Raw genomic sequence first — 25,350 nt, 5'->3', positions numbered from 1 at the left:
GCTACCTAGAGCGAGATCTCTTAGCCGATCCCTTGGCCGTTGGGCTTGCAGCTCTCTCCATTGACTTGATCGTCCTGCCAATGCGTTCGGCGAGCCGACTTGGCACCGCATTACCCACCTGCAAACTCATCTTCTCCATGCCACCGGACAGGCGGGCGCGCGGTGGGAAGGTTTGAAGGAGCATCGCCTCCCTCAACGTGATCGCTCGATTCTGGGAAGGGTGAGCGAAACGTCCTCGCGTTACGTTCGTGCAGCCGGAGGTGAGGGTGGGAGCTACTCGGTCCCACCACATCCGGCCATAGATGTCGTAGTGGCCATTGTGTTCCCTGTGACATGCGAGGACTAGATCTTCCGGGAGGTCGGCACGTGCGCCGCCCTCGGGGATGCAAGCAAGACGTCGGATGGCCAGGTCGCTATGCCTGCGTGCCCTGTGGAATTCGTCATCGGGGTCGCACTCTCCAGCTGAAAGCGCACGGAGCTCGGAGATGGTGTCCCGTACGGTTACGAAGGGCTTCAGCCGGCCGCCGCCGACCTCATCATGGGTGGGGGCGGGAAGACGCGGATCCGTAACACGGCTGCCGATCACGAGCACCCGTCTGCGCCTCTGCGGCACGCCGTACTCCGCGGCGTCAACTACTCGCCAGTCAATCTTGTAGCCGAGTTCGCTGAGGACGTCCCGGAAGGTGTCGAAGTACCTGTGCCACCTGCCCTCGACGAGACCGGGAACGTTTTCGAATGCGATGTGCCGTGGTTTCAACTCGTCGACCAGTCGGAGGTACTCGTGCACGAGTGCATTGCGTCGTCGATCCTTCCGAGTCGGTGCTGCGCCTCGGCGGAGGACGGTAAAGCTCTGGCATGGAGGACACCCGAACAGAACGGTCAGCTGTCCTCGCCGGAGCCCAGTACCCGCCAGGAGATCCGCCCCGCTGACGTCGCGGATGTCCTTGACGATCGGAGGGATGCCGACGTTAAGCGTGAACGCGGTCGCCGCGTCCGTGTCGATCTCCACCGCACCGACGGTTCGCAGGCCCGCGGCGTGGAACCCCATCGACCCGCCACCGCAGCCGGCGAAGAGGTCAACGACGGATTGCATGCGTACCTTCCCTGGCTGTCGATCACCCGGTCAGATCACGAAGATTAGCGGGTGCGTGCAGATCTCGCACACACGTTCGCTGGCGTGTCACTGGCACCCGGTGAGCGGTGTTTGAACTCAACGGACGAGTTGGTTGACGAGGTACTCGGGCGATCCTGGACGTCCAGGACCGGTGCGGGGTGGGTCGGGGAGTCGGCGGAGGTAGCCGTGCTGGTCAAGGAGGTCGAGGACCGGATCAAGTTCGGTAACCCTCTTGAACCTCGGCCTTGGCAGCGCAGTGAAGAGTTCGCGTTTGGTGAGGCGGTCAGGCTTGTGGCGTTGGAGCCAGTCGAGGATCACGCGGGCGTCTTCGATGAGGGGGTCGGCGCCCATGGCGTCGAAGGCGGCGAGGGCGTGGTCGGCGTAGTAGCGGCCGAGGGTGGCGGCGCGGTGGATGATGGCGGCGGTGATGGGTTGTTGGTAGCCGTCGCGGAGGTGGTCGGCGAGGTGGAGTAGTCCCGCGAGTCGGATGATGGCGCCGACGTATTTGCTGCCCCAGTCGACGACGTGGGCCCAGGCGGCGGTGGGTGCGAGTTTGGGTTCGACGTCGGCCTCGAGGGCCAGAACAGCCTCGCTGGCGGTATCGGTGAGCGGTAGCAGGGCGCGTTCTCGCAGGTCAGCGAGGGTGAGAACGAGACTCTGCAGGTTGTGCGTGTAGGCGTGCGCAACCTGTTCGGGCACGGGTGCGGTGCCGATGCGGCGGCGGCCGACGGTGTTCTCGGGGACGGAGAAGAGGATGCGGGCGAGAAGGCCGCGGCCGCGGAAGCCGGGCATCTGTGCGATGTCGTGAAGGACGTCGGGTTGGACGGCTAGGCCGAGGGTGAGGGCGGGGTTGTCGACGAGTTCGGGGTCGCGGCCGCGGCGGTGGACCCGGAGCATGGTGCCGGCGTGGCCTTTGAGGAAGACCTCGAGGTTGGGGATGCCGGAGTAGCGGCCGGCGAGGGTGGCGAAGATGCCGCCTTCGTCGGAGAGGACTGCGAGGCGTCCGCCTTGCTCGGCGAGCAGCCCGGCCGCCGCTTCGGGGGTGATGTCGTCGGCGACCAGGGTCGGCATGACGGGGACTTCGATGGTGCGGGCGGTCATGGCGGCGTCGCTGGCCTCGGCCATCGCCTGGGCGCGGTTGGCGGCGTCGGCCTTGGCCGCGGCCGCTGCGGCGCGGTCTGCGAGGGCGCGGGCGGTGGAGGCGGCGAGTTCGGCTTCAATGATCTGGGGGCGGGTCTTCTCGGCGAGGGCGCGCTCGGCCAGCAGGAGCGGTTCGGTCATGGCGGTGAAGACCGGCGACTTCCTGGCGCCGGGTGGGAGGGCGACGACGGTGAAGATGTTCACCGGTTCGCGCCAGAACCCGCGTACGACGACTTCGGCCTTGCCGCCGGCGGCGGTGGATAAGGTTGCGAGGGCGACGCAGCCAGCCAGGTCGGGTGGAGTCTGGGTGAACTCGGCCACGGCGGCGACCTGGTCGGCGACCCAGCCGGGAAGGACCTCTACCGGGAACGGTGGCAGCTGCCGGCGCCCGGTCAGCGGGATCGGCGGCTCCCACGGCTCCTGGATGGGTTCGCGGCCGGTGTGGTGTTGTTCGACGCTGCGGCGGGCGTCGAGACGATCGAGGATCCGGTCAGCAGACAGCGGGACTCCAGCTGCAGAAGAGGTCACGCAGGCACCGCCCTCCGGATGTCGCCAGCGGCCGGATGACGGGGTTTGCGGGTTCCAGCCGCCAGGCCGGAACGGATCGTGCCTGCGGCCTCGCGAGGCGGCTGGCCGACTGCTTCGCCGGCGACCTGGAGCGCCTCGACCACCAGGTCATGGGGCAGCATTCCGTCGGCGACGAGCTGGCCGAGCGCGAACGCAGCCTCGTTCAGGGTGACGTTGTGCGTGTGCGGCGCTGAGTCGAGGACCCGCTGCACCTCGGCACGGAGTGCGGCGAGGACGTAGCCGCTGGCATGCCGACCATCGAGCTGGGCGAGAAGACGTGCGGCATTTCCCGGCCGACCAGTCGGCACCGAGGGCCGGAGCCGATCTGCGATCCATTCCGGAAGGTTCCCGACGGGGCCGTCGTGGACGACGGTGTACGGCCGGGCGTCGACGACGCTGCCGGCGGCGACGATGTAGCCGCCGCGGCCACGGGTGTCGATCAGCCAGCCCAGGCGGCCGGCGCTGTTGCCGAGGTCGAGGCCAGCAGGTGCGGTGAAGTACAGGTGCTGGCCTCCTCGGCCGGTGCGTACGGAGAAGGTGTCGACGGGCAGCCGCTCCCCTGCTCGGGCGGCGAGCTCGGCGAGGACGTCGGCGCCGTCGGTGATGCCAGGCATGGACCACTCCGGCGGCGGCCCGTCGTCGAGGCCCTTGGGTGTGTCGAGGTCGACGACGATGAGTCGGGACGGACCGCAGGCGATGCCGATGTTGTACGCGTCGTGTTCCCAGCAGGCGTGGATGCGGTCGGGGTCGGTGGTGGCGCGGCCTTCCCAGTCTGTCCGTAGAGCCGGCCGCTTGCGCCCCGGCTGCAGCGGGAAGACATGCCATCCCCGTCTGGCGTACGCCAGCGCAGCCGACAGCAAGTTCTGCCTGTTGCTAGTGGCGTCACTCATGAATACGTGACCTCCGTAATGCCTGGATGGTGTGGACGGGGTCGGGCGAGGCTCAGAACAGGACCTCCTGCCGGTCATGCGCCTCCAGGTCGCCCACGGCTGCGGCAAGGTCGGGGCCGAGTCGACCCGCCCGCAGGTCCTGGTGCAGGTGCTGGCGGGCCGCGTCGAGGCCCTGGCCGTGGTAGCGGCTGCCGCAGATGCAGTCGCAGTCCGGTTCGGTGGCCTCGGGGCAGTGGGCGTCACAGCGGCGGACGTCGTCGGAGTTGCCGACTGCCATGGGGGTGACCACGGCGTCGAGGCCTCCTTCCCGGTTCGGTCTATGTCGCTACGCCGTGAGATCGGTGATGGTGATGTCGGGGTGAGATGCGGCGAGCTGGTCGCGGACCTGCTGCCATGTCGCGGCCGACATCACGTGGACCTCGACGTCGAGGTTCGCCGCGAGCATGGCTTCGCGTTGCAGCGCGGCCTTGTCCTGGTCGCTGAGGACGACGAGGAGGTCGCCTCCCACCACGACGTACCGCTCGTCCTGCCCGCCGCCCGTGGGCATGTGAGGGAAACGGGTCATGCCGCTATCGCCTCCCTGGTGAGTTCGGCGAAGGTGACCTCTACCGCAGCAGGGTCGCCTGGTTCGGCGTCGCGGTAGTGCCAGGCGATCCAGGTGTCCCACGCGCAGTCACAGTCGCGGCCTGGAACCGCCCCGGGCGCGGCGGCGCAGCGCGGCGCGTGGACGTCGAAGGTCACCAGCGCGTGGTCGAGGCTGTGCTCGTCGACGACGAGGCCGGGCGACCACCACGGCTGCCGCGCGAGGCGCTGGTTCGCCGTGTCGGCGTCGATGTGGCCGAGGAACATTTCCACGCCGTCGCCGTAGACGTCCTCGACGATGTGGTCGTACGGCGGCGGGCCGAACAGGTCGACCGGGCTCAACGGTTCACTGGCCATCAGCGCACCACCCGTCGGAGGGTGGTCGGCGCGGCCATCGAGGCAGCCGGGCGATGGGCGTTCGACGCCCTTCGACAGCCCCGGAGGGCAGGAACGAAGCAGGGTGTGGACACTGGTGCGTACTCCTTCCGTTCGGTTGGGTGAAGGTCCTGGGGCGGGCGTGCTTGGCGGCTAGGCCGCCCCAGGACCGCATCTGGGCTTGGCCGTCATGCAGCGTCGGCGTGGCCACCGTCACTGTCGATGTGGCTGCGGCGCCTGAGTGCGCGGCGTTCCTTCTCGGACAGGCCGCCCCAGACGCCGAAGGGTTCGCGGTTGGCCATCGCCTCGGTCAGGCACTCCACGCGGACCGGGCAGCGGGCGCACACGGCTTTGGCCTGTCGCGACGAGCCGCCCACCTCCGGAAACCAGGCCTCCGGATCGGCCTGTGCGCACAGGGCGCTAGCGGTCCAGGCGGCTGGCTCCAGGAGCCCGGCCAGGAGCACGCGAACCGCCGCGTCCTCGGCTCGGTCGTTGGCGGTCACCGGAGCGACCACAGGGTGAGGGGTGGCGACGTCGAGGACGGCACCTTCGCGATAGCGGCTGTTACCGGACTCGAGAACCTCCACCCGGGTGATCCCATTGGCGTGACCGTCGCGGGTGATGTGATGACGGAGTACGCGGGCGCGCCACACTCCCGCCCGGCCGTCGACCTGGACCTCTGCTCCGATCTCGAACATCGTGTCTGCTCCTTCTGTTCGGTTGGGTGCCCGGGGCGGGCGTGCTTGGCGGCTAGGTCGCCCCGGGCGCTGACATGCCGGTCAGGTCTCGCGTGCTGGGACTGGTGCGTCATCCCACAGGCGATGCCAGCTCCGAACCGGTGATCGGTCGCCGGAGCGACAGGCGTACGCCACAAGGGCGAGCAGGTCGCGCCGGTCCTGTTCGTCGCCGACCGTCTGCAGCTCGGATGAGAGCTCGCCGCACAACCTGTCGCGTTCGATTGCGCCAGAGGTGGCGAAGGCACACATGGCGGAACGTTGCCCGCTGTGCCACTCCGCAGCGATCCGGCGTGCCTGGCCGTCGGTGATCACCTCCTGGCCTCCCGCTCGATGGCACGACCGAGCAGTTCGGCGTGGGAGACGAGGGCGGTATGGCGGTCGGCCCAGCTGGGGTGACTGCCGAACGGGTCCGTTTCGCGGTTGTGCGGATCCCGGTCCACCAAGGCGCGGGTCATGTCGCCATCGAGTCCGGCGCCGAGGACGTGCGCACCGATCGCGTCGGCCGCGTACTCCCGGTCGCGCGACCAGGCCGCACCGACCAGCTGGACCGCGGCCGCGAGCACCATCAGGCCGACGGCGACGACGACCCAGCCGACGATCCCAGTGATCAACCCGACGCCAGCGGCGACCAGGCTGGCGAACTTCCCGATGCTCGGGACGACCCGCAGACAGGTGGTCACGTCGTACGCGCGGACATGATGGCCAGCCACCAGGTGGCCTGCCTCGTGCGCGAGGTGCTGCGCACGAACGGCCATCGGCTCGTCGGCCAGCTCAGGGCCGATGACCAGCCGCGGCTCGCCGCCGACCACCCGGATCGCCGGACCGTGGCCAGGCTGCACCTCGATCGACGGGACCGGTGTGATGCCGGCACGCTCGCAGGTCGCGCGCCACTGGTCGGCGACCTCGACCAGCTTCCCCAGCTCGTCGGCGAGTACGTCGACGACGTGTGAGGTGAGCAGCATCTGCGGCACGTCGGCGTCGTCTCTCGTGCCCAGCAGTGAGAAGACCACGCCACCGACCCCGCCGACCAGCAGCAGGATCCCGGCGGCAATCCGCAGCCCGGTCGTGCCGGCGACGTGGTGGCAGATGACGGCGACGCCGACCATCAGGGCGGCGGCGATCAGCTCGCCGACTCGTGGCCGGGTCCACTCGACCGCCCTGGCGAGGAACTCCTTGGCCCTCATGCGGCCACCCGTACGAGATGACGGCGTACGTCTGCGGCGAGCCAGCCGAACAGCAGCCCGCCCACCAGCATCGGCGACCAGGCCACCAGAACCAGCCCAGCCAACAGGCCGCTGCCGACGAGCGCGCCACGGACCTTGCGAGAGCGGTAGCTGTACCAGCCACGGGCCGGTGTCGGTGTGGTGATGGACACTTGCGTTACCTCCATTGGTGGGGTGGCTGAGGCGTACGCAACGAACCTGGGCAGGGAAGGTACGTACGCCTCAGCCGTTCTCTTGCTGGCGACTCGGCTGCCACCGGTCGGCGACACCGCTCCAGCAGCACGGCGTCTCATGCGGCGGCTCCGTCCGCGTCGACGTCGGGACCTGTGTCGATGCCGGCGTCGAAATCTGTGGTGGGCAGCCTGTAGCGGCCGTGACCGACCCGTTCGACCTGGCCGGTCGCGGTGAGGTCGGCCAGGAGCTGGTGGACGCGGGACGCCGAGTAGCCGGTCACCCCGGCGATGTCGCCCGGCCGTGACGCACCGGCGCCGAGCGCCTGCACCACAGCTGCATGGCCGGAGCCAGCATCCGAGCCACCGCCGTCCGGGACCGCCGCGCCCGCTGGCGCTGGCATGACCGGCAGGCCCATCACCTCGAGCAGCTGCGCAGCCGTGGTCGCGTCCGCAGCCGAACCAGCCGACGTTCGCGAGGTGTGGTGCCCGATCACCTCGGCCGCACTCAGCTCCCCGGCGCGGACGGCTTCGAGCTTCTCCCGGGAGGCCTTCGCGAACTCCTCCGCCTTGACCGCCCGCTCGCCGTACGCCTCGCCGGCCGCGTTCGCCGAGCCGGGGTCCAGAGCAGCGGAGGCGCTGGCGAAGCGTTCCATCCACTCCGTCGGCTCCTTGCAGAGCCGGTTCCGGAACGGTGCGAGCCGGGCGAATCCCTCGACCCGGATGGTGAACCCGTAGCCCTTCACGTCCGGCAGCCGCTTCGGGTCCATCTCCAGCCCGGCCATCAGCGAGCCGGCGTAGTTGGACGCGGTACGGAAGCAGATCCCGTTCCCGGCCATGATCGACAGCCGGAGCGCCTCGTCCCCGCCGAACGTCTCGATGCCCGGGTACTGCGACACGATGATCAGGCAGATGCCGAGCTTGCGGATCTTCCGCGCCAGCGACGACAGCCGCTTCCCCCACGTCCCCTTGAGGACCTCGTGCGCCTCGTCGATGAAGACCACGAGCAGCGGCCGGTCCGGGCGCGGGGTGAATCCGATCCAGCCCTCGGTCGCGTTCTCGAACTCCCGCCACGCAGCGACCCGCTCGATCGCGCACAGCATGTCGTCGGCACCGGACAGGTCGACGTACCAGTCGGCGTACGCCTTCAACGCCGGGCTCGACGCGCCGCCCTGCGGGTCGATGAACCAGCACACCGCGAGGCCGGAGGAGATCGCGCCGATCGCGATCGATTCCAGCGTGCGGGACTTCCCCGAGCCCGGTGCTCCGATCAGCGCACCCGACCACGCAGAGCCGTCGTTGTCGCCGGACTCCCCCGGCGTCCACAGCCGCCAGCCGGCCTCGCCCATCCAGTCCGCGTACGGGCCGATCGAGACAGCGCCGTCGGTCCAGACTGGACCTAGGTACGGCGGGTTGTCCTCGACCGGAGTCCGGTCCATGAGCTTGAGCAGGCCGAGGTTGGGCAAGTCCGACGGGTGGTCCTCCAGCACCAGGCGGCTGGTCTTGACGCCGAGCCCGCCGGCGATCCGGACCATCGCGTTGATCGCGTCGCCGATCGACTGCTGCCCGCGGACGAACTCGATCGTGTACTGCACACCCTGCTCGATCACCTGTCGCTCGGTGAGCCTCGCCGACGGCAACGCGCCACGAGGTCCGGCAATGTAGCCGTCCCAGTCCTCGATCGTGTCCTCGACCGGCTCCGGGACTGATCCGCCGTCGGCGTCGGCGTCGTCGCGGCTGCCGGCGGTGATCCGGGTCGTGCGCCACCACCGAGCAGCCAGCACGTACTCGGCAGCAAGCAGGACGCTGACCGTCGTCGCGTTCAGCCATACGGACGCGACGACCAGCCAGCCGGCGCCGAACACCGCGGCCGCGTAGATGTCACGGCGCCACCGGGATGAGAGCTGCCGACGCCACAACCACCACGCGATGCCCAGAACAGCAACGGCAGCGGTCGCGACACCGAGCGCGATGCCGGCGACGTACGTCCCACCCGTACGAAGGTTGACGGCCCAGAGGAAGCCGGCGACCGCGAGCAGACACGCGGTAACCAGATGCGGGAGGGCAGAACGACGAAGCCGCCAGAGGAAAGCCTTCGCCTCGCGCCACCAGTCACGTCCCCGGTCGGCCGTACCGTCCGCAGCTCCAGGCGGCGCCGTCTCAGCACGGCCGGCGAGCAGGTCGTCGAGATCGCGGGCACCGGCCGGACCGTGCCGGAGCCGGCGTGGCGAGCCGTGAACGGCGGGCATTTGGGCGGGTCCTTTCCTTCGCGCGTACGGACATCAAGGGAGTCGGGTGGCGTGCCCCCGGTGGGGAAGGCCGGGGGCACCCGTCGGAGGGGCTACTGCTTGAGGGCGTCGCGGCCGACCTCGAAGCCGGAGGCAGCCGCCCTGTCCCGGATATCGGCCGCGGCACCGCATACGACCTCGGCGAGCCGCGCCACTGCCAGCTCCGCCGCTTCCACGGCTTCCGCCGCCTGCACAGCCGCGGCCTGGGTGGCAGGACCGTACTCATCAGCCGCCAGGGTCGTCGCGTAATTCAGGAACGCGAGCTTGATCGCCGGGAACACCGTGGCGTAGGACTGGACGAACGCCTGCTTGGCATCCAGACCCGGCGCCTCGCCCGTCGCCAGGCTCGGCCCGCCCATCGTGGTCGTGGTCATTTCATCGATCCCTTCGTTCGTTCCATCGGTGGTGGCGTCGGTGTCATTGACGCCGCCACGAGTGCGGTCGTCGTCCGCCGGTTCCTTCTCGGGCTCCGAAGGTGGTTCCGGCTCCTCCTCCGTCTTGGGTGCCTCCTTCTCGCTCGACGTCGCCTGCCCAACGGGCTTGGCGGGTTTGGGATCCGAAGCGCCTTCCGGCAGAGCGGGTGGCTCGTCGACGGGTTGACGGTCGGCGGGTTCGTCCGCGGCGTCGAGCTTCCGGCGCCGCCTGTCGGCCGCCCTCTGCCAGGCGTTCGCCCACTGCTGCGATGGCCCGGTGTGCCACCACACCCGGGCGAACTCCCTTGCCGGACGAGGCTTGCCGGCCTCGACGACTTCGCCAGCTCGTTTGCGTTCCCACCGCTCCTGGCGTTCCTGACTCCATTGGTCGAGCCGGCGGGACTGGGTGTCCCACGCGAGCGCCCACAACCCGGCGAAGTACTCACGGGCCGGCGAACGCCGAGCCGGCGTCTGACCGGAGCCCCCCGCCCGGGTGGCACGGAGTTCCAGGCGCTTCATCCGGTACGCCTGGGACGGGAACGTCCTGCCCGTGACGCCCGCGAAGGCGTCCTTGGCGGCGTGCTGCACCATCGCCGCGACCACGAAGCACAAGACCAAGATCTCCATCGGCGGTCACCTACAGCTTTCCGACGACGTCGCCGAGCGCCTGCGCGATCGCATTGCCCGCGGTGGCGACCAGCGCGTTGATCCGGTCGGGCAGGGCGGCCATCACCCCACCGAACGTCGCCACCGCCAGCGGCACGGCAAGCAGCGCGAGCCACGGCGTCACCTTCGTCGAACGGCCGCGCTTCGGGTGCATGTCGATCACGAGGATCGTGGCGATGATGGCGAACACGAGTGCGGGCACCGCGACACCGAAGACGATTCCGGTGACGGTGCCGCCGACCATCCCGATCGTGCTGGTCACCCAGCCGATGACGCCGCCGAGCATCCCTGCCAGGCAGGCGCCGGCGAACAACATCAGCCACGGCGTACCCTGCAGCAGTTTGTGCTTCTTCAGGCAGACACAGCCGATCCCGAACAGGATCGCGCCCAGTGCCGCCGCGGACCACGAGCCCATCAGAACTACCTCCCTTTCCTTGCGTACGTAGCAATCCGACGTCAGGTGAGTAGGCCCGCCAGCCAGCGAAGTACGACCGCCAACACGGACCGGCACCATGCGCCGGCCGGCGTGAAGCTGAACGCGGCCACGAGAGCGGCGGCCGAAGCGAGACGTGCGGGCCGCTCGCAGATCCAGGCGAGCATGTAGGTGACCGCGTATACCGGGACCGCCACCGTGAACGCGTAGCCGGTCCCCGCCGTACGCAGTGCACCCTCCGTCGGTGCGTACGGCGCCTCGCGGGCGTACCGCACCACCTCGGCGAGCGAAGGCCTGCGCTCCGACACGATCTCCGGCGGGTCGAAGTAGGCCACGAAGCGGCGGACCAGATCGCCCCACCCCCGGCGTGTCTCACCGTCGGTGACTGCAGAGTCGGCGTTACCCTCGCGCGCACGGGCGTGCAGAGACGCCTTGGGGTCCGTCGGCGACGTAGCGGCCGACTCTCCAGTGGAGGTTGGAGTTTCACACTCTGTTGCCGTCTCACGCGTGGTCATGGCTGCTCCGGATCTGCTCCTCGATGAGTTGGTCGCCGGCGCGGTGCAGGCCGTGGGCGTACTCGGCGGCGAGCTTCTCGGCCATCGAGCGGGTCGCCGGTCGGTTGTGGCTGTGCTTGTAGGCGAACAGGAAGTGGCTGTAGGCGATGTAGAGCCGGTCCCGGACGGTTGCCGCGAGCGCCAACCTGCTCTTCAGCTGCGCGGCGTGCCGCCGATAGCGCTGCTCGGCTGTGGTCTTGCGGTCCTTCCGGTTCCGGTAGCCAGCCACCTCTCATCGGCTCCTTTCCTGCTCGTCGCCGAGAGCGGCGAAGGTGAACTCGGGGTCGGGATGGTCCGGTCGGGCGACCTCGAGGCGGTACTCGCCCAGCCAGTCGTTCCGGCCCTTCTTCGCGTCCTGCGACCGGGCGAGAACCTCGAGGTAGGCGCGCAGCAGCGGGCCGCTCTTCGGGTCGGTGAACACCCGGACGGTCGGGAAGCGGTGGCCGTCGGCGCGGAGCAGGGTCAGGTCGAGAAGCTGCATGTGCATGGGGACCACTCCAGTCGTGAGCGGACGCACGACCGGTCGCTTGGCGACCACGCGTCCGTCTGGTCTACTCATGGGCACCGCCACCTCCTTCCGCCTGCTGGCTGTTGGGGTCGTTGGCTGGTACGCCGGGAGCGCGGGCCTGCCAGGGACTTTCCGCGCTCCCGGCGCTTGTTGTCGTCATCGGTCGGTCGCCTTCAGGTCGGCCGTAGCGGTCGTGGTCGTCGCCCGGGCGTCCGCCAGCTGCCGCAGCCGGGTCGCGCGCCCGGAGCCCACACGCAGCCGACTCGCAATCAGGTCCCGCCCGACGGGCCGACCGTGTTCCTCGTCCAGGCGGAGCACCTGCTCGGCCAGTTCGCGGTCGGCACTCCTGGCGACCGGCCGGTCGCCTCGGGCGGTCCGGTCGACCGGTCGGGTGCGGTTCCGACCCTCGGACCGTTCCGTCGCACTGGCCGTGTCCATCGACCGGTCGGCGGTCGACCGGTCGATAGTCGGGCGTCGGTCGCGACCGGTCGGCCGGTCGGGACTCGACTGGGCAGCCGTCGGTTGCCGGTCGGACTGTGAGCTCGTTCGGGCGGCCTTGCGTTCGGCCCGTTCGCGTGCCGCCCGGGCGGCGGCCGCCTGGTCGCGAGTCCGGAGCACCCGCAGGTGGAGCGTGAGGAACAGCAGGATCGGAGCGAGCGAGGCGACCAGCACGACGACGATCCAGTTCGGCGCGAACGTGCCCGCCTCCACCGCGTGCCCCGCTGCATTGCCGGCGATGCTGAGCGCCAGGGCACCGATGGCCGAGACCTTCCCGACAGTGCGGGTCGCCTCCGGAAGCCGGGCGTTGTTCCACGTACGCAGCGCCACGAAGGCGTAGACGTCCACGGATACCGGCAGCAGCCAAGCGAGCTCGACCACGCCTACACTCCCCCAGCCGACCGACCGGCCGAGGCTCACCCAACCAGCCCACGAGGAGAACCCGGCGGTCCCCGCGACCACGAACGTCCCGGCGTCGGACAGCCAGTCCTTCAACTCCGCCGCCGCCCGCCCGGCTGCAATGTCGGCGTCCGACCGGTCGTGCTCACGGGCATGGTCGGCGCTGGCCCCGGGTGTGCCGTTGTAGGCGGCGGTCGTACTTGCGCAACGCCCGGGCGGACTCTCAGGCGGTCGGAACCAAGCCGGCCTGAGGTCGACAGCCTGGTCTGCGCACTGTGGAGCGCCGCCCGCGGTGACGGGGGATGCGGGGGCAACATCACCGCGGGCGACGGCTTGGGTGGCATCCGGGTGGCGGGCCGCCAACACGCCACCCGGATGCCGGTTCGAGGGCAGCCCGTTCCCGGCCGCTGCGTCGGCAGCGGCCGTCCTGGGCTGGTGGTTGGAGGTCACGCCGCCTCCGACAGAGCTCGAATGGTCGCGGCAGCCAGTTCCTCTGGTGCGGCACTGCGGCGAGCACGAACCAACGGCTCCCGCTGCCACGGAGCGAGACCGCCCCAAATTCCCCAGGCGCGTTGACCGGACTCCCTACGAAGTGCGAACTCCAGGCATTCGGGCCGGACCGGGCACGCTGCGCAGAGCCTCTCGGCGGTCCGTTCGTAACTCGCACGCGCCCGGGGCGAGGTGGCCGGAGGCTCGGGGAGGAACCAGTCATCCGCGCGCTTCGGATCCCGGGAGCAGTCGGCATTCCGCTGGGTGCGCTCACGAAGAACGGACTCGGTGAGGCGACTCGCTTCGGCAAGCCGACCTTCATCGATGTACTCCATCAGTGCACTCTCCAATCGCAGGTCGACTCCACCGACTCGTGCACCGCCCTCACGCCGCGCCGCCCTCGGGTCCGCGGCTGCCGGTGGTGTGAGCGTTCTTCAGCGCCTCGACTGCCTCGACCGGGACGACGACCCGACCGCGAAGCCGGAAGGCCCTCAGCTCGCCAGCCTTGATGGCTCGACGCACCGTGATCTCCGAGGCTCCGAACATCTCGGCCACCTCCGCGACGCTGAAGCCTCCACGGGAGATCCGCACCCTGCGTCGGCCAGTGCGCGACGCGGCGGTCCTCAGATGCATGGGGAACCTCCGTGGATAATTGCGGATAGATCATGATGCCTGGAGGCTATCCGCGAATATCCGCTATCGCAAACATGGCCGAAGCGGCGCCAAAAGCCAGCCGCGCAGATACGGTTTCGGTACGCGCACGAAGGTCTCTGGCGGGAGCGACTTTGTGGCAACTGACGACTCAGCGGTGCGCAGACCGTTCGTCACCTACAAGCGTCCGGACGCGCAGCCTGTCGGACTGGGGTTGCGCCCCAGATTGGCCAGCTGGGATGCCTCAGGGCATCCGGCCCAGGTCGAGCTGCGGCACTACCTGGAGTATGCGAGCGCCGCCCTTTCGCCGCAGCTGCAGACGTTGCGCGCTCCGTGGGCACTCCGTCTCGATGTCGGACTACCCGAGCCTGTGCCACTCCTCGATCAACACGATCTGGACAACTACCTCTACCCCCTAGCCCGACACCTCTCCAGCAAGACCAGCGAGAGCCTGGTGTCCGCGTGGTGCACCAAGCAGCATGGGTCCGAGTCCAGCGTTCGCGTCGAGCCCGCCGAACCCGCCGAGCGCGCCGACAGCGCGCGGCTTCAGGTCCGAACCACCGAGTCCGCTGGCACGGTCGCGTACAAGGAGCAGATCCGCGAGCAGATCCGCAGCCAGGCCCCGCTTCCAGATGGGCCGGTCATGCTCGAGCTGGCGTTTGTCGTCAGCCGACGAAACTGGCTCAACCTCTGGAAGCCAACTCTGGACGCGCTCGACCCACTCCTTGGGCGTACACACGAAGACAGGGACTGGCATCCGCGCGATGGCAGGATCGTCGAACTGGGGCTTCATGTCGTCGAGGATGCGTCGGTAGGCCATTCGGTCGAGATCCAGATCCGCGTCAACTCAAGTACGCGACCAGGCCGGCGGCTCTCAGACGGTAGGTCGGGATTCCGCACCGACAGGGCGGAGCCCAGGTAGGGCGAGAAGCACGGCGACCAGGAGGACGGCACCAGCGCAGTAGAACGGTGTCACCAGGTCGAACGTCGCCGCGAGGACGCCGCCCAGCATTGCACCCAAGGGTGCCGCGCCCGCGCCAACCGTCCGGAACGCCGAGATCACCCGGCCCAGCATGTCCGGAGGGGTGAGCTGCTGTCGTGACGTGATGCAGACGACTGTCGTCACGGCCGCGCACAGTCCGACCACTGCGAGGACGGAACCAGCGACGTACGGCGACTTCGTCCATCCGATCGCGGGCCAGGCAACCACTTGAAGAACGAGCCCAACGACGACCGCCGTGCGTGCGCCAAGGGCATTCGCGATCGGACCGGCGAGGAACCCGCCCGCCACACCGCCAACGGCTGTCGCCGCGAGAAGGAGGCCGTAGCCGGCTGTGGACACTCCTAGCCGACCGGTTGCGTACAACACGAAGGTCGACATCGACATGAAGCTCGCCAGGTTGGCACTCGCCACAAGCAGGCACAGGGCACGGAGTTGTGGATTTCGCACCAGGAACCGCGCACCCTCGGCGACCGAGGAAAGCAGCCGCGGGCGCGCTTGCCGAGGCGGCGCAGGCCGCCCCTTCGGCAGGGTGGCAACGAGGCCGGCACTCGCGACGAAGGACACTGCGTCGAGGAGGAACGGCAGCCACGGCACCACCGCGAAAAGGCTGCTGCCCAGCGGCGGTCCTGCGAGAGACTTGCCAGCGGTCGTCGCCGATGAGATATGCCCGTTGGCCTTGTTGAGGGCAGCACTGTCTCGGCCGGCGAGGTCCACCACGATGGTCTGCGCTGCCGTGTCGCCGAAGATCTGGCCGACCACGATCGCGCACGCAAGTCCCGCCAGAACCGGGATGGATGCCTCTCCAATGGCGACAAGCACCGCAAGCAAGGCAAGACCGCCGGCGCGGAGCAGGTCCGCAACCACCAACACCGTCCGGAGCCGCCAGCGGTCGACCAGAGCTCCGGCGAACGGCGTCATCAGAAGCCACGGGAGGTACTCCGCCGCAGCGACGACGGCAACCGCGGTCGGATCCCGGGTGATGGCCGCCGCTGCCAGCGGAGCTGCTGCCGCGAAAGCGCCGTCGCCCAGGGAGGACACGTACGTCGCCGTGACGAGGGCCCGCAGACCGCGTGGTCGAGATGCAACCTCTGACGATCCGTGCACCGGCCCGACGGCCGTCACGTGTCCTCCCCAGACATGGTGTTCAACCTCTTCAGATGGTGTTGCCGACGATTGCCTTGCGGAAGTCGCTCCACTCGTCCGCGGTGAACGTCAGGACCGCGCCATCTGGGTTCTTCGTGTCGGTGACCGCGACCCAACCATCTGGACCGTACGCCACCGCCACACACGGCCCATCCGTGCAAGCGCCGCCCCGCCACGGGCCGGAGGGGGTGTTCCATGCTCCGAACTCGTCCAGTGCCGGTGGAGTGTGTGCGTTGGACATGGTGGTTCTCCTCTTGTCGGGATCGGAACCTCACTTGCTGCCGAGCATCCGACGCAGGAGCTTCGTCGACTGCCCGGGACTCAGGGCGGATGCGAGCATGCGCTCCCAGCCGATTTCGAACGGCCGGACGTCTGGTCCGGCGAAGGTGAGCATCGCGGCAGGCGTCTCGACCTGGACGATTGTCGGGTCGATCGAACCTTCCGCGAAGTCATACGTCGTCCAGCCGCAGATCGGCATCTGCTCCATCTGCGCATCCGCGGGCACGATCTGGATCGTGATGTGAGGAAGCTTCGCCGTGTCCAGCATCGTTGACCACGACTCGGCTCGGTCATCGGTCGTCGCGCCGACCGGGAGCGTGCGCAGGCCGAGCTCCGTGACGACCAGGTGGTACGCGATGTCGGTTCGCTCGACCAGAATCCTTCTGCGCTCGAGCCGGGCCTCGACGGTCTGCTCGATGTCGGGTACCTCCTTGGTGAGCCGGAAGCCGAGGAGTGTTCCCCGGGCGTACCCGGCCGCCTGGAAGTACCCGGGCACCATGAACGGCTGGAAGTGCCTGATCGCGGTCGCGGCAGTATGGAACTGGTGGAGCTGCCGCTGCTGGGGCGCCATGCCTCCGCGGAAGACGCTCCGCCAGCCGGTGACGTCCACCTGCGCATCCTCGGCGAGTGCGACGACACTTCGGCGTACCTTGGCCGGTGCCTTCGTTACCTCCAGCCAGCCGCGTACCGTGTCCACACTTGGTCTGACCTGGCCCGTCTCCATCCGTGAGACCGTGGCCTGGCCGATCTCCAACCGCCTGGCAAGCTCGGGGCCGCTCAGCTTCGCCGCGAGTCGGAGGCGGCGGAGTTCACCGCCGAGCCGGCGCCGCGAGTCGAGTGGGGCCTTGGCCACGGAACGGAATCCTTACCTCTGGACAGGCGGTCAACAGTTCTGGAAGGTTATCCATAGGTATCCACGAGAGCAAGGCACGAGGAGGTACGCCGTTGTCGCGCCGTGTGGACGTTGGTGGCCTGAAGCTGGCAGCCGAGATCGTCGGCGACGGCACTCCGCCTGTCGTGTTCGTGACCGGCCTGAACGACGACCGGCACGTTTGGGACGCTGTGCGCTCGTCGCTCAAGGCGCGCACCATGACAGTGACGTACGAACGCCCGGACCTGGGGGAGAGTGATCCCCTCCCGCACGCTTCGGCCGGTGTGGCGCAGTCGTACGGCGCGGCAGCCGAGCAGCTACGCAGCCTCCTCGATGCCGCAGACGTTCCGGCTCCTCGGGTGCTGGTCGGGCACTCGATTGGCGGGCTCATCATCCACGTCTTTGCCTCCCGTTGGCCCGACCAGGTGGCTGGCCTCGTGTACGTCGACGCCACGGACCCCGAGCTCTACATCGATGTCACCGGCTTCGGTCCCACCGTCGCCGACAACGACCACGGAATGGTGTTCGACTGGCGTGCCGGGCTGGAGGAATTCACACAGGTCGGCGTTCCGCACGTGCCAGCAGTCGTCGTGGCCAGCCCAGTCGGGCGGTGGTCGACGGCGAAGTCCCCGGAGAAGTACGCGCCGTACAGCATGGCCGACGTCGACGAACGTTGGCAGGGCTGGCAGCGTCGGCTCGCGGGCGACTTGGGAGCACCACTGCTCATCGCCCGGAAGGGTGGGCACTACGTCCATACCGACGTACCTACCCTGGTGGGACACGCCGTGGACGCCGCTGTTGAGGCAGTGCGCGGCCAGACGGACCCTCAGTTCGACCCAGCAACGGTCCAGAGCGTAGGGGGTACCGTCGCGGGCCTTCGTTCCTCCTGAGGACCGCGTCTCTAAAGTCTTGGTGGGCGCCGCGATGACGGCCTATCAAGATCGATGTGCACGGAACTGTGTGTCGCTAGGGAGGGTGGCAGGACGACGTCCGGCATCCCTCGGCCCACCCCCTTCCTGCCCGATTCGGCAGTGCCGCCCGATCGGATATCGCATCCCGAATCTCGGAGTGCAGCCATGCAGATGGACCTCCGGCAGTCACTCCGTACCCGCGCTGGAGTCCCGCCGCAGAATCCGCACAATACGCAGAACGCCTGCCTTAGCGGTGTTTGCCCTGGCCAGCGGCGGTGTCCCAGGTCGAGGAGCCGGTTCCGCAGAATCCAGCAGAATTGCCGCAGAAACCCTGCTGGCCATCTCCGCCACCGCGATCCGTGGCGCCCTCACGAGGAGCCCGGCGACAGCACCGCAATTCTGCGGCAATTGTGTGGCATTCTGCGGCGCGGAGCGGACCGACGGCCGCACCCTGTCTGACCTGCGGGGACGCGCCCGAACCGCCAATTCTGCGTATTGTGCGGATTCTGCGGCGGACCTTCGAGCCCGAGGCGGTCAGGTTCCGCTCACCCAGCTGGCTCCGCCCGGTCGGTAGTGCGAGTCGCACAGGACGGTATCTCCCCGGTTGCCATGTGCACAGGTAGACCAGGTTGCCGTCCGGATCGGACAACAACCAGGCCGAGAGGGCTCCTTCGTCGCTGATCTGCGTTCCGCTGGCCGCCATGGCCGCGTCGAAGCGGTGCCGGCCGTACATGGGCCGGGTCAACCCAGAGGTGGGGATGCCAGGCCCCCTGCGCATGTGTGGTGTCGGAGCGTTGGAACCAGACATAAGAACGACGGCGACCATGCGGGTGTCCGCAAGGGATCCCTATCCGTACGCGGGAGGTTCCCCACACGAACCGTGGGTAGCGGCATCAACTCGGATGCCGGCGCGCGTCAGCTCGGGGCTCGGCCGGCGGGCGACTCGAGAGGATGCCTCCGTCGACAGGTAGGACGGCACCGGTGGTGATCGAGGCGGCGTCGTCGGAGAAGAGGAAGGCGACGATGGCTGCGACATCTCCAGCTCTACGCATCGGACGCGGCCCTCCACGTGGCGCGCGTGAGCCGGTAGAGGACGTACTCCGACCTCGGCCGTTCGCCATGGTCTGCGTGGGCGAACCCGACCCGTTCGAGAACCTTCCGCATCGCTTGGTTGGTCGGCGCTGTGCTCGCCTGGATCTGCCCGACGCCTTGTTGGAAGAGCCAATCCAGGAAGAGCCGTACAGCGTCGGTTCCCACGCCCCGGCCGCGGTCGGCGACGTCATAGATCGAAATGCCGAGCTCGGGGCTGCCGCGTGCCTGGCACGGTGGACTGCCGCTGGGTTGGAAGGTCTGGATCTCGCCGACGAGGCAGCCATCCAGCTCGATGCCGAGGTTGATCCGGCCGTCGCGTAGCTTGCCCCACTGAGCCAGATCGGAACGCAGCTGTTCACGGTTGGGGCGCGCCGCGAGAACGCCCTGCTCAGCAAGTCCCAGCCGACCCTCGAACAGACGATCAAGATCATCCAGCAGCAGCGGACGTATGACGACTCGCTCACCCTGCAGCCGGGTCATGGCGTAATCCTCACCGACGAGTCAATGGTCAACTGCGCTCGCTTCCACAGGGTCGGTTGTCGAGGATCGCAGAGTGTCCGTGGCGATTCGAAGGTCTTGCTCGGCCGGGCAGGTGTGGGCCTTTCACAGGCATCACGTCTAACCAGTTCTCGGGTGGCCTGCGTTGTTCAGGGCGGCGGCTACTTCCTGGTCGGGGAAGACGATGTGGCTCAACCGCTGGGCAGCGAGCTGCTGCCGATCCGGGTCGCCGGATGCCAGCTCGGCGAGCTGGTACTGCCGGTACAGGATGAGAAAGTGGTTTTGGAAGCCCAGCGCCCGGTCGCACAGCGCGCGGAGTGTCTGCCGATCGTCGTTGCTGGACGGAAGTTGGTAGTGCCAGCGGTTGCGGCACAAGTCGTGCACCTGGGTAACGACGTCAGACCACTCGTCGGCGACGTGTTTCTGGTAGAGCTCGACACATGATGCCTTGTCCCGGACGTACTGGCCGCTGCGCAGCGCGATGATCGCGCTCGCGGTCCAGCCGACTGTGGCGATGAGCAGCTTGGTGCTGGGCTGGTCGGTGCCGTCCGGGCCGGGAATCGTCCACTGGTCGTAGCCGAGGAACGGGCCGTCCGGGTCGAAGTGCTGCAGCGGGTAGACCAGATGGCCGGCGTTCCGGCGCTGGACCGGGTAGGTGTAGCTGAAGTAGGGCGTGTGGACGACCGAGCGCACGTAGGTGTCGGCGTCGAACAGTGGCAGCTCCGGACGGATGTCCTCGCCGTGCAGCAGGCGCGTGGCGAGCTTGAGGCCCAGCACTGCACCGAGGGCGTCCGGTCGGCGAAGACCGCGTTCACCGGATAGAAGGATCTCCAGCAGCATCGGCGTCAGCCGAGCGCAATGACGACACAGAGCTTGGGCACGCTCGTACTCTGCTACGTCGGCGAAGCGGTCCTTGAAGACGATGAACAGGTCGAGATCGCTGCCGTTGATGCTGGTGCCACTGGCGTGACTGCCACGGAGGTAGAAGCCGCGCACCCTGTCGGGAAACGCATTCTCAAAGATCCCGATGACACCCTGAGCGATCCTGTCGCACAGTCGATCACCAGTCGACTCGATCAGCTCTGGCCCGGTCATTCGCCACCCTCCGTTGACCTTTGTGTCGATCAGTGCAGTGGCCGGTGCGGGGGTTACCAGCCATCGTCAGCCCTCCGGGACTGTTGCACGTCGGATCTGGCCCCACGATAGCGTGATATCATGCTATCCATGCCACAGGGAACGAAGAATATCTTGTTGCGCCTAGATCCCGAGCTGGCCGAGCGGCTGCAGGCGGTGGCCGAGGTCGAGGGCCGATCGGTGTCCGATGTCGCGCGTGAGGCGATTACAGAGCTGGTCCAGAGCCGCAGAACAGACAAGCGGTTCGTCCGCATGCTCGAGGAGAGTCTCGCCCGGCATGAGCGAACCCTCGACCTCCTTCGGGAGGACGACGACCAGTGATGCTCCTCACGCTCCCGGACGTGCTTGCCGTCGCTGGCTGTGTCGTCGGCTGTGACTCCGAGACGATCGTCGACCGGACCGATCTCGGCGCAGTAGAGGTGACACTCGTCGAGGCGAAGGCCGCCTCGGCCAGCGGTGACCAGGCCGATGTGGCCGCTGCCTTGCTCACCGGACTCGTCTGCCGCCGCCCGTTCCAGGGGCCGAACCGCCGAGTTGCGGTTGCGGTGACCCTGCACCTGTTCGCACTGAACAACCGGGACCTCAACCTCGAGCCCGTCACTGAGATTGACCAGCTGCTCGCTCGCGTCGCGGCCGGCGCGCCACTGTCGCAGACGGCCGTCGACCTACGTCTGCGGTTGCGCCAGCGAGGCAAGGAACCTGCACCGGCGTCCACCACCTTTAAACGCTTGCCGTGACACCGATTGCCTTCCACCAGATAGAGGGAGCAGACCATGTTCGAAAGGTTCACCGACCGCGCAAGGCGAGCGACCGTGCTCGCCCACGATGAGGCGAAGACGTTTAGTCACAGGTACATCGACACCGAGCACATCCTGATAGGTCTGATCCAAGAGGGCGAAGGTATCGCCGCCAAGACCCTCCAGGAGCTCGGGATATCCACCGAAGCGGTACGCACGCAGGTCAAGACGATCGTCGGCGAGCGCACGAAGACTACCGGCGCGTACTTTCCGTTCGCCGCACCTGCCAAGCAGGTAATCGAACTCTCACAGCTCGAGGCATCACAGCATGGGGTCAACTACGTCGGCACCGAGCACATCCTGCTCGGTCTGATCCGCGAGAGCGAATGCATCGGGGCCCAGGTGCTTGCCAACCTCGGTGGCGAGCTGGTTCACGTCCGCCAGCAGGTTAGCGAGAAAGCGGGGATGCCAACGTAGAACTCACCGTCAAGAGGCCGGACCACCGGCAGCGCAACGGCACCCGGTCGTCCAACGATCTCAGCAGCTTGTCCGCCCGGGGATCCCTATCCGTACGCTCGGGACGTTCGACTACTGGACGTCGGTATGGCGACCGCAGCAGGGACGTCTGGACGCGTGGAACCGTCGGCGCTCGTGACAGACTTGGTCTATGCGTGCCGGTCGGCGATCCCCAACAGAATGCCCGGTCGGCGATCCTCAACAGAGGGCATGGACGATTCGGTCGCCTTTCGTGCACTGCCCATCCGCGGGTCGCGACGTTTCTCCTCATCGGGCCACCGACGCCGGGTAGCAGATCTCGTGATCGTTGAGGCGGTTGGCCGGTGTCCTGGAGCGATGCTTTGGCGGGCCGATAGAGTCGACGGCATGAAACCGGCGACCGTGATTGTCTCGTTGCCCGCGATGGACCTGGATAGATCGCTGCGGTTCTACCGTGACGGGCTTGGTCTCTCGCCGTCAGAGATCGACAAGACAATGATCCTGTTTGAGTTGCCAAATCTGTCGCTGTTTCTGATCGTGCAGAGCGAGTTTGCGACGTACGCGAGTCGCGCCGGCGTAGCGTTGGATCGCGTTCCCGCGCCGGGTGGATGCATCATCTCCTGCGCGATCGGCAGTAAGGGAGAGCTCGATGACATCCTCGCGCGCGCTGGGGCGTCGGGAGGAACAGTATCCGGCACGGCCAGCGAGTACGACGGGTCCTACATGGGGTACTTCGCCGATCCCGATGGGCATCTATGGGAACTGGTCTTCAACGCTCAGACAGAAGTTGCCGCGACAGGATCGGACTCGAGCGTCGACTGACCATCGACTCCTCGCAGTCCGCCTCGCTCACGGTGCGTCCGCGTCGGGAACTTGAGCCTCGGTGCCCATCGTCATCTGGCCGCCCGGCCTGACGCCGACATAAGCCACGGTCGAACGCGCTGGTGAACGCCCGGACAGCCCGCGGGCGAACCCTGTTCGTAAGCCAATCCTCCACTGAGACACGGATTGGTTGCCGCTACCTGGGAACCAGCGCGGCCTCGGCTAGCGACCAAGAACTGGTGGTGCTCCTGGCGGGTGCATGGAAGGTGATACACCGCAGCGCGTCGGCGAGCGCTTCACGTCCTGAGGCGACCGGTTGTCGGGCTCGACGCGCCGTAGGGTCGATGGCATGACCACCTTCATCAGTCCCGAGATTCGCGCCCTTCTCACCGAGGACACCCGGACCGGCAAGGTCGGCTACGTTGCGGCCGACGGGAGGCCGCTGGTGGCGCCGGTGTGGTTCGTGCTCGAGGGCACCGACGAGGCACCGGAGCTGGTGTTCACCACGAATCAGAACACGAGCAAGGGCCGCGCTATCGCCCGGGATCCCCGGTTGGTGCTCTGTGTCGATCTGGAGGAGCCGCCGTACGCGTTCGTGCAGGTGCAAGGAGTGGCAGCGGTTTCCGACGACTCTGCCGAGTTGCTGCGCACGGCGACCGCGGTCGGGGGTCGCTACATGGGTGCCGATCGTGCCGAGGAGTTCGGCAGGCGCAACGCGGTTCCCGGCGAGCTCGTGGTCCGACTGCGCGCGACCAAGATTGTCGCCGAGCTGGACGTGACCGCCTGACGATCCGGTCCGGACGGGTCAGGCTGGATCACCTGCAGGCTCGGGCACACGCGGACGCATTGGGCAATTGCAACGACGCGGCGGCGCCCCCCTGCTTCAAGAGCAGCCGCTGACAGGCCTGACCAGGCGCGATGCCGCCGATCGTCTCAGATTGCGGCGTACAGGTGGTGGACGGGCCGCACGGCATCGGCCATCATGTGCGCCGCAACGCCGGGCTGGTCGTGATTGCCAGGGCGCGCCACTGGCACCCCACGTGTCTTTGAGTAATGACAGCACCGCCGCCATTCGCCGCCAGTGAGCTCATCGTCCGTGGATCGAGCCGATGGCTCGCGCGTTGGCGATGTTCGGACGAACGGCGTCCAGGAACGCGACATCCTCGAACCACACGCGGTTACGTTTGCCGTACTCCCAGGCGACGAGGAAGTCCGCGAGCGCGTACAACGCGAGCCGCTCCGACGCACCCGGACGCAGCGAGCGGTGCGCGCTGTAGGCATCGGCGAACACCCGACGCTGCTCGTCTGTCTGGACGTGACCGAGGAATCGGATGAGATCCTCCTCGCCGTCACCGAAGTACGACTCGAACAGGTCGAAGACACCGGTCGCAGCGTAGCCACGGCCAGATTCCGCGAGGTTGACGTTGCCCAGGGTGAAGTCATGATGCACGAGCACAGGCTCGAACGGCACGGCAAACGCGCCCGCGCACTGATCGATCATGCTGTCGATGAACAGTTCAGCCTCCACGGTCAGGGCATTGATGCGCCGACACTTGGTGCGAGTGACGTCGAGACGGTACAGCGCCCAATCCGAGAAGTTGTCCATGGCGATGAAGTCGTCGAGGTCGGCGTCATAGGGTCCAAAGAACGGCGACCTCGCTTCGTGCAGCCGCCCGAGTGCCTCGCCGAACGCCCTCGCGAGGGCGAGGCGTTGCTCATCGTCGGCGGCGTTCCACAGCTCCGATCCGCTCCTACCGGGCAGCCTCGGCATCACCGCGTACGTCCATCCGAAAAGCTCAGTCTTCTCGCTGACGTGGTACGGCCACGGCGCGGGCAGGGATGATCGCTCACGGATGATCTGCGCGACGCGCCGCTCCTTGGTGAGTTGAACGTACCCATGCGGATTTCCCCGCATCGCGTACTGGCCGTCGGTCGTCGTGAGGAACACGACCTGCCCGAACAGTCCCCCAGGTGCCGGTTCGGCATTGGTGACGCGGCCGAGTCCGAACTCGTCGGCCACTGCTTGGAACTGGTCTGCATCGATCACGCCAAGCCGGTCGGAGTACTTGCGAGGCTCGAGATCCACACTCGGTCGCGGGTCGTTCAGCATGCTCATCACTCCTTCCGCCGGGAAACAAAAACGCACCCGGAGCCAGGACACATTTCAGCGTCCTGGCTCCGGGTGCGTCGAAGTCGACCTTCCCGGAGCTGTCTACGTCTGCCCGACAGCATAAGCCTGTCGCGCCCTGGAGTGCCATCCGATTTCGCGCGACCGCATCCCGGCGATCAGTGGTGCCCCCATAGGGGACGACGCATCGACTCCCTCGGAGCGAGGACGTACGAAGACGGCATCTCGTGCTGTCCGCAAGCCGATCCCTCTGCGGACGGCTTGAGGCTTCGCACCACCCGGTGGGCCGGTGCGGCCGCACTCCGGACGCTCCTCACCGGGCACGGATGCGCTCGGCTCGAGCTCAGTTTCTCGCGACCGGGATGAACCCGGTGCCGGGCGGTGTCTGCGGACACCGGGGTTCGTTGGCCAAGGCCGGGCGGAACGGGCCGGGATGGAACGGTGATCGGCCTGCTGGTCGAACGGCTATTGGTGTCGGTGCCTGCGGCGGGGCTGTTCGTGAGGTTTTGGCAGGCGTGGGGCCTGGGTGGTGGGGTAGAT

Annotated in this window: 31 protein-coding genes and 1 pseudogene; 7 read left to right on the top strand and 25 right to left on the bottom strand. The window is 67.9% G+C overall.

All coding sequences use genetic code 11. The features are described 5' to 3' along the window. Position 1: 1 nt before the first annotated feature. From ABNF93_RS30245 to ABNF93_RS30155, 19 genes are all read right to left on the bottom strand, one after another. Entirely contained in the window at positions 2-1,093 is a 1,092-nt protein-coding gene (locus ABNF93_RS30245; protein ID WP_349331645.1) for a DNA cytosine methyltransferase, read from the bottom strand. 117 nt (positions 1,094-1,210) lie between these two features. Beyond that, positions 1,211-2,782 carry a YfjI family protein gene (locus tag ABNF93_RS30240; RefSeq protein WP_349331644.1) on the bottom strand — a complete coding sequence of 524 codons (1,572 nt, stop codon included), beginning with the start codon at positions 2,780-2,782 and terminating at the stop codon, positions 1,211-1,213. Beyond that, positions 2,779-3,711 (bottom strand): bifunctional DNA primase/polymerase, encoded by a 933-nt coding sequence (locus ABNF93_RS30235; RefSeq protein ID WP_349331643.1) that lies wholly within the window; start codon positions 3,709-3,711, stop codon positions 2,779-2,781. Before ABNF93_RS30235 ends, ABNF93_RS30240 begins: the two co-directional genes overlap by 4 nt. 52 nt (positions 3,712-3,763) lie before the next feature. Next, a complete protein-coding gene (locus ABNF93_RS30230) occupies positions 3,764-4,000 on the bottom strand; it encodes a hypothetical protein (RefSeq protein ID WP_349331642.1) in 237 nt (78 codons plus the stop codon). A 36-nt stretch (positions 4,001-4,036) separates the two neighbouring features. Further along, positions 4,037-4,276, bottom strand: coding sequence for a hypothetical protein (locus tag ABNF93_RS30225; RefSeq protein ID WP_349331641.1), 240 nt, complete (start codon positions 4,274-4,276; stop codon positions 4,037-4,039). Beyond that, positions 4,273-4,650 carry a hypothetical protein gene (locus ABNF93_RS30220; RefSeq protein ID WP_349331640.1) on the bottom strand — a complete coding sequence of 126 codons (378 nt, stop codon included), beginning with the start codon at positions 4,648-4,650 and terminating at the stop codon, positions 4,273-4,275. The genes ABNF93_RS30225 and ABNF93_RS30220 overlap by 4 nt, the downstream gene beginning before the upstream one ends. 206 nt (positions 4,651-4,856) lie before the next feature. Further along, positions 4,857-5,132 carry a WhiB family transcriptional regulator gene (locus tag ABNF93_RS30215; protein ID WP_349331683.1) on the bottom strand — a complete coding sequence of 92 codons (276 nt, stop codon included), beginning with the start codon at positions 5,130-5,132 and terminating at the stop codon, positions 4,857-4,859. Positions 5,133-5,447: 315 nt separating this feature from the next. After that, complete coding sequence (locus tag ABNF93_RS30210) at positions 5,448-5,717, bottom strand: hypothetical protein (protein ID WP_349331639.1); 270 nt, start codon at positions 5,715-5,717, stop codon at positions 5,448-5,450. Beyond that, positions 5,714-6,589, bottom strand: a complete 876-nt coding sequence (locus ABNF93_RS30205; RefSeq protein WP_349331638.1) for a M48 family metalloprotease — start codon at positions 6,587-6,589, stop codon at positions 5,714-5,716. Before ABNF93_RS30205 ends, ABNF93_RS30210 begins: the two co-directional genes overlap by 4 nt. Next, a complete protein-coding gene (locus tag ABNF93_RS30200; protein WP_349331637.1) occupies positions 6,586-6,780 on the bottom strand; it encodes a hypothetical protein in 195 nt (64 codons plus the stop codon). Before ABNF93_RS30200 ends, ABNF93_RS30205 begins: the two co-directional genes overlap by 4 nt. 137 nt (positions 6,781-6,917) lie before the next feature. Continuing rightward, on the bottom strand, positions 6,918-9,047 hold the full coding sequence (locus ABNF93_RS30195) for a hypothetical protein (RefSeq protein ID WP_349331636.1): 2,130 nt from the start codon (positions 9,045-9,047) through the stop codon (positions 6,918-6,920). Between the two features lie 92 nt (positions 9,048-9,139). Then, on the bottom strand, positions 9,140-10,126 hold the full coding sequence (locus ABNF93_RS30190; protein WP_349331635.1) for a hypothetical protein: 987 nt from the start codon (positions 10,124-10,126) through the stop codon (positions 9,140-9,142). Between the two features lie 10 nt (positions 10,127-10,136). Continuing rightward, positions 10,137-10,580, bottom strand: a complete 444-nt coding sequence (locus ABNF93_RS30185; protein ID WP_349331634.1) for a hypothetical protein — start codon at positions 10,578-10,580, stop codon at positions 10,137-10,139. A 41-nt stretch (positions 10,581-10,621) separates the two neighbouring features. Further along, the gene (locus ABNF93_RS30180; RefSeq protein WP_349331633.1) at positions 10,622-11,113 is read right to left on the bottom strand and encodes a hypothetical protein; all 492 of its coding nucleotides are present in this window, start codon (positions 11,111-11,113) and stop codon (positions 10,622-10,624) included. Continuing rightward, complete coding sequence (locus ABNF93_RS30175; protein ID WP_349331632.1) at positions 11,100-11,381, bottom strand: hypothetical protein; 282 nt, start codon at positions 11,379-11,381, stop codon at positions 11,100-11,102. Before ABNF93_RS30175 ends, ABNF93_RS30180 begins: the two co-directional genes overlap by 14 nt. 3 nt (positions 11,382-11,384) lie before the next feature. After that, a complete protein-coding gene (locus tag ABNF93_RS30170) occupies positions 11,385-11,711 on the bottom strand; it encodes a hypothetical protein (protein ID WP_349331631.1) in 327 nt (108 codons plus the stop codon). A gap of 105 nt (positions 11,712-11,816) precedes the next feature. Further along, on the bottom strand, positions 11,817-13,007 hold the full coding sequence (locus tag ABNF93_RS30165; protein WP_349331630.1) for a hypothetical protein: 1,191 nt from the start codon (positions 13,005-13,007) through the stop codon (positions 11,817-11,819). After that, the gene (locus ABNF93_RS30160) at positions 13,004-13,381 is read right to left on the bottom strand and encodes a WhiB family transcriptional regulator (RefSeq protein WP_349331629.1); all 378 of its coding nucleotides are present in this window, start codon (positions 13,379-13,381) and stop codon (positions 13,004-13,006) included. Before ABNF93_RS30160 ends, ABNF93_RS30165 begins: the two co-directional genes overlap by 4 nt. Positions 13,382-13,430: 49 nt before the next feature. Beyond that, positions 13,431-13,679, bottom strand: coding sequence for a helix-turn-helix domain-containing protein (locus ABNF93_RS30155; protein ID WP_349331628.1), 249 nt, complete (start codon positions 13,677-13,679; stop codon positions 13,431-13,433). Between the two features lie 154 nt (positions 13,680-13,833). Between ABNF93_RS30155 and ABNF93_RS30150 the strand changes: the two genes are divergently transcribed. Continuing rightward, positions 13,834-14,619, top strand: a complete 786-nt coding sequence (locus ABNF93_RS30150; RefSeq protein WP_349331627.1) for a hypothetical protein — start codon at positions 13,834-13,836, stop codon at positions 14,617-14,619. Here ABNF93_RS30150 and ABNF93_RS30145 read toward each other — a convergent pair. The 3 genes from ABNF93_RS30145 to ABNF93_RS30135 are packed head-to-tail and all read right to left on the bottom strand — an operon-like array spanning position 14,572 to position 16,975. Then, complete coding sequence (locus tag ABNF93_RS30145) at positions 14,572-15,822, bottom strand: MFS transporter (RefSeq protein WP_349331626.1); 1,251 nt, start codon at positions 15,820-15,822, stop codon at positions 14,572-14,574. The two genes, ABNF93_RS30150 and ABNF93_RS30145, sit on opposite strands and share 48 nt — an antisense overlap. Positions 15,823-15,853: 31 nt before the next feature. Continuing rightward, on the bottom strand, positions 15,854-16,084 hold the full coding sequence (locus tag ABNF93_RS30140; RefSeq protein ID WP_349331625.1) for a DUF397 domain-containing protein: 231 nt from the start codon (positions 16,082-16,084) through the stop codon (positions 15,854-15,856). A gap of 30 nt (positions 16,085-16,114) precedes the next feature. Beyond that, complete coding sequence (locus tag ABNF93_RS30135) at positions 16,115-16,975, bottom strand: helix-turn-helix domain-containing protein (RefSeq protein ID WP_349331624.1); 861 nt, start codon at positions 16,973-16,975, stop codon at positions 16,115-16,117. A 92-nt stretch (positions 16,976-17,067) separates the two neighbouring features. Here ABNF93_RS30135 and ABNF93_RS30130 point away from each other — a divergent pair, with 92 nt between their 5' ends. Next, positions 17,068-17,883 carry an alpha/beta fold hydrolase gene (locus tag ABNF93_RS30130; protein ID WP_349331623.1) on the top strand — a complete coding sequence of 272 codons (816 nt, stop codon included), beginning with the start codon at positions 17,068-17,070 and terminating at the stop codon, positions 17,881-17,883. Between the two features lie 1,065 nt (positions 17,884-18,948). On the opposite strand, the gene ABNF93_RS30125 is transcribed toward ABNF93_RS30130, so the two are convergent. Beyond that, positions 18,949-19,476, bottom strand: a complete 528-nt coding sequence (locus ABNF93_RS30125; RefSeq protein ID WP_349331622.1) for a GNAT family N-acetyltransferase — start codon at positions 19,474-19,476, stop codon at positions 18,949-18,951. Between the two features lie 138 nt (positions 19,477-19,614). Continuing rightward, complete coding sequence (locus ABNF93_RS30120) at positions 19,615-20,589, bottom strand: nucleotidyltransferase domain-containing protein (RefSeq protein ID WP_349331621.1); 975 nt, start codon at positions 20,587-20,589, stop codon at positions 19,615-19,617. A gap of 129 nt (positions 20,590-20,718) precedes the next feature. Here ABNF93_RS30120 and ABNF93_RS30115 point away from each other — a divergent pair, with 129 nt between their 5' ends. The 5 genes and pseudogenes from ABNF93_RS30115 to ABNF93_RS30095 all read left to right on the top strand — a co-directional run bounded on the left by ABNF93_RS30115 (position 20,719) and on the right by ABNF93_RS30095 (position 23,469). Next, positions 20,719-20,949, top strand: coding sequence for a ribbon-helix-helix protein, CopG family (locus ABNF93_RS30115; RefSeq protein ID WP_349331620.1), 231 nt, complete (start codon positions 20,719-20,721; stop codon positions 20,947-20,949). Continuing rightward, entirely contained in the window at positions 20,949-21,365 is a 417-nt protein-coding gene (locus ABNF93_RS30110) for a hypothetical protein (protein WP_349331619.1), read from the top strand. Before ABNF93_RS30115 ends, ABNF93_RS30110 begins: the two co-directional genes overlap by 1 nt. Positions 21,366-21,401: 36 nt before the next feature. Next, a pseudogene (locus ABNF93_RS30105) lies at positions 21,402-21,815 on the top strand (Clp protease N-terminal domain-containing protein); the annotation flags it as partial. 432 nt (positions 21,816-22,247) lie between these two features. Further along, the gene (locus ABNF93_RS30100) at positions 22,248-22,682 is read left to right on the top strand and encodes a VOC family protein (protein ID WP_349331618.1); all 435 of its coding nucleotides are present in this window, start codon (positions 22,248-22,250) and stop codon (positions 22,680-22,682) included. Positions 22,683-23,031: 349 nt separating this feature from the next. Continuing rightward, positions 23,032-23,469 (top strand): PPOX class F420-dependent oxidoreductase, encoded by a 438-nt coding sequence (locus ABNF93_RS30095; protein ID WP_349331617.1) that lies wholly within the window; start codon positions 23,032-23,034, stop codon positions 23,467-23,469. 300 nt (positions 23,470-23,769) lie between these two features. On the opposite strand, the gene ABNF93_RS30090 is transcribed toward ABNF93_RS30095, so the two are convergent. Then, complete coding sequence (locus tag ABNF93_RS30090) at positions 23,770-24,798, bottom strand: phosphotransferase family protein (protein WP_349331616.1); 1,029 nt, start codon at positions 24,796-24,798, stop codon at positions 23,770-23,772. Between the last annotated feature and the right edge of the window lie 552 nt (positions 24,799-25,350).

Source organism: Actinopolymorpha sp. B9G3 (genome assembly GCF_040120725.1).
Taxonomy (GTDB): domain Bacteria; phylum Actinomycetota; class Actinomycetes; order Propionibacteriales; family Actinopolymorphaceae; genus Thermasporomyces.
The sequence above is the reverse complement of the archived record's forward strand: the minus strand, read 5'-3'. Positions and strand labels throughout refer to the sequence as shown.

What these genes read in the sequence shown, in the direction of transcription:
- ABNF93_RS30110 (WP_349331619.1), top strand. Translation starts at nt 20,949, where the DNA reads ATGCTCCTCACGCTCCCGGACGTGCTTGCCGTCGCTGGCTGTGTCGTC.
- ABNF93_RS30235 (WP_349331643.1), bottom strand. Translation starts at nt 3,711, where the DNA reads ATGAGTGACGCCACTAGCAACAGGCAGAACTTGCTGTCGGCTGCGCTG.
- ABNF93_RS30205 (WP_349331638.1), bottom strand. Translation starts at nt 6,589, where the DNA reads ATGAGGGCCAAGGAGTTCCTCGCCAGGGCGGTCGAGTGGACCCGGCCA.
- ABNF93_RS30125 (WP_349331622.1), bottom strand. Translation starts at nt 19,476, where the DNA reads ATGACCCGGCTGCAGGGTGAGCGAGTCGTCATACGTCCGCTGCTGCTG.
- ABNF93_RS30115 (WP_349331620.1), top strand. Translation starts at nt 20,719, where the DNA reads ATGCCACAGGGAACGAAGAATATCTTGTTGCGCCTAGATCCCGAGCTG.
- ABNF93_RS30225 (WP_349331641.1), bottom strand. Translation starts at nt 4,276, where the DNA reads ATGACCCGTTTCCCTCACATGCCCACGGGCGGCGGGCAGGACGAGCGG.
- ABNF93_RS30120 (WP_349331621.1), bottom strand. Translation starts at nt 20,589, where the DNA reads ATGACCGGGCCAGAGCTGATCGAGTCGACTGGTGATCGACTGTGCGAC.
- ABNF93_RS30155 (WP_349331628.1), bottom strand. Translation starts at nt 13,679, where the DNA reads ATGCATCTGAGGACCGCCGCGTCGCGCACTGGCCGACGCAGGGTGCGG.
- ABNF93_RS30220 (WP_349331640.1), bottom strand. Translation starts at nt 4,650, where the DNA reads ATGGCCAGTGAACCGTTGAGCCCGGTCGACCTGTTCGGCCCGCCGCCG.
- ABNF93_RS30095 (WP_349331617.1), top strand. Translation starts at nt 23,032, where the DNA reads ATGACCACCTTCATCAGTCCCGAGATTCGCGCCCTTCTCACCGAGGAC.
- ABNF93_RS30090 (WP_349331616.1), bottom strand. Translation starts at nt 24,798, where the DNA reads ATGAGCATGCTGAACGACCCGCGACCGAGTGTGGATCTCGAGCCTCGC.
- ABNF93_RS30140 (WP_349331625.1), bottom strand. Translation starts at nt 16,084, where the DNA reads ATGTCCAACGCACACACTCCACCGGCACTGGACGAGTTCGGAGCATGG.
- ABNF93_RS30195 (WP_349331636.1), bottom strand. Translation starts at nt 9,047, where the DNA reads ATGCCCGCCGTTCACGGCTCGCCACGCCGGCTCCGGCACGGTCCGGCC.
- ABNF93_RS30245 (WP_349331645.1), bottom strand. Translation starts at nt 1,093, where the DNA reads ATGCAATCCGTCGTTGACCTCTTCGCCGGCTGCGGTGGCGGGTCGATG.
- ABNF93_RS30185 (WP_349331634.1), bottom strand. Translation starts at nt 10,580, where the DNA reads ATGGGCTCGTGGTCCGCGGCGGCACTGGGCGCGATCCTGTTCGGGATC.
- ABNF93_RS30160 (WP_349331629.1), bottom strand. Translation starts at nt 13,381, where the DNA reads ATGGAGTACATCGATGAAGGTCGGCTTGCCGAAGCGAGTCGCCTCACC.
- ABNF93_RS30100 (WP_349331618.1), top strand. Translation starts at nt 22,248, where the DNA reads ATGAAACCGGCGACCGTGATTGTCTCGTTGCCCGCGATGGACCTGGAT.
- ABNF93_RS30180 (WP_349331633.1), bottom strand. Translation starts at nt 11,113, where the DNA reads ATGACCACGCGTGAGACGGCAACAGAGTGTGAAACTCCAACCTCCACT.
- ABNF93_RS30170 (WP_349331631.1), bottom strand. Translation starts at nt 11,711, where the DNA reads ATGAGTAGACCAGACGGACGCGTGGTCGCCAAGCGACCGGTCGTGCGT.
- ABNF93_RS30190 (WP_349331635.1), bottom strand. Translation starts at nt 10,126, where the DNA reads ATGGAGATCTTGGTCTTGTGCTTCGTGGTCGCGGCGATGGTGCAGCAC.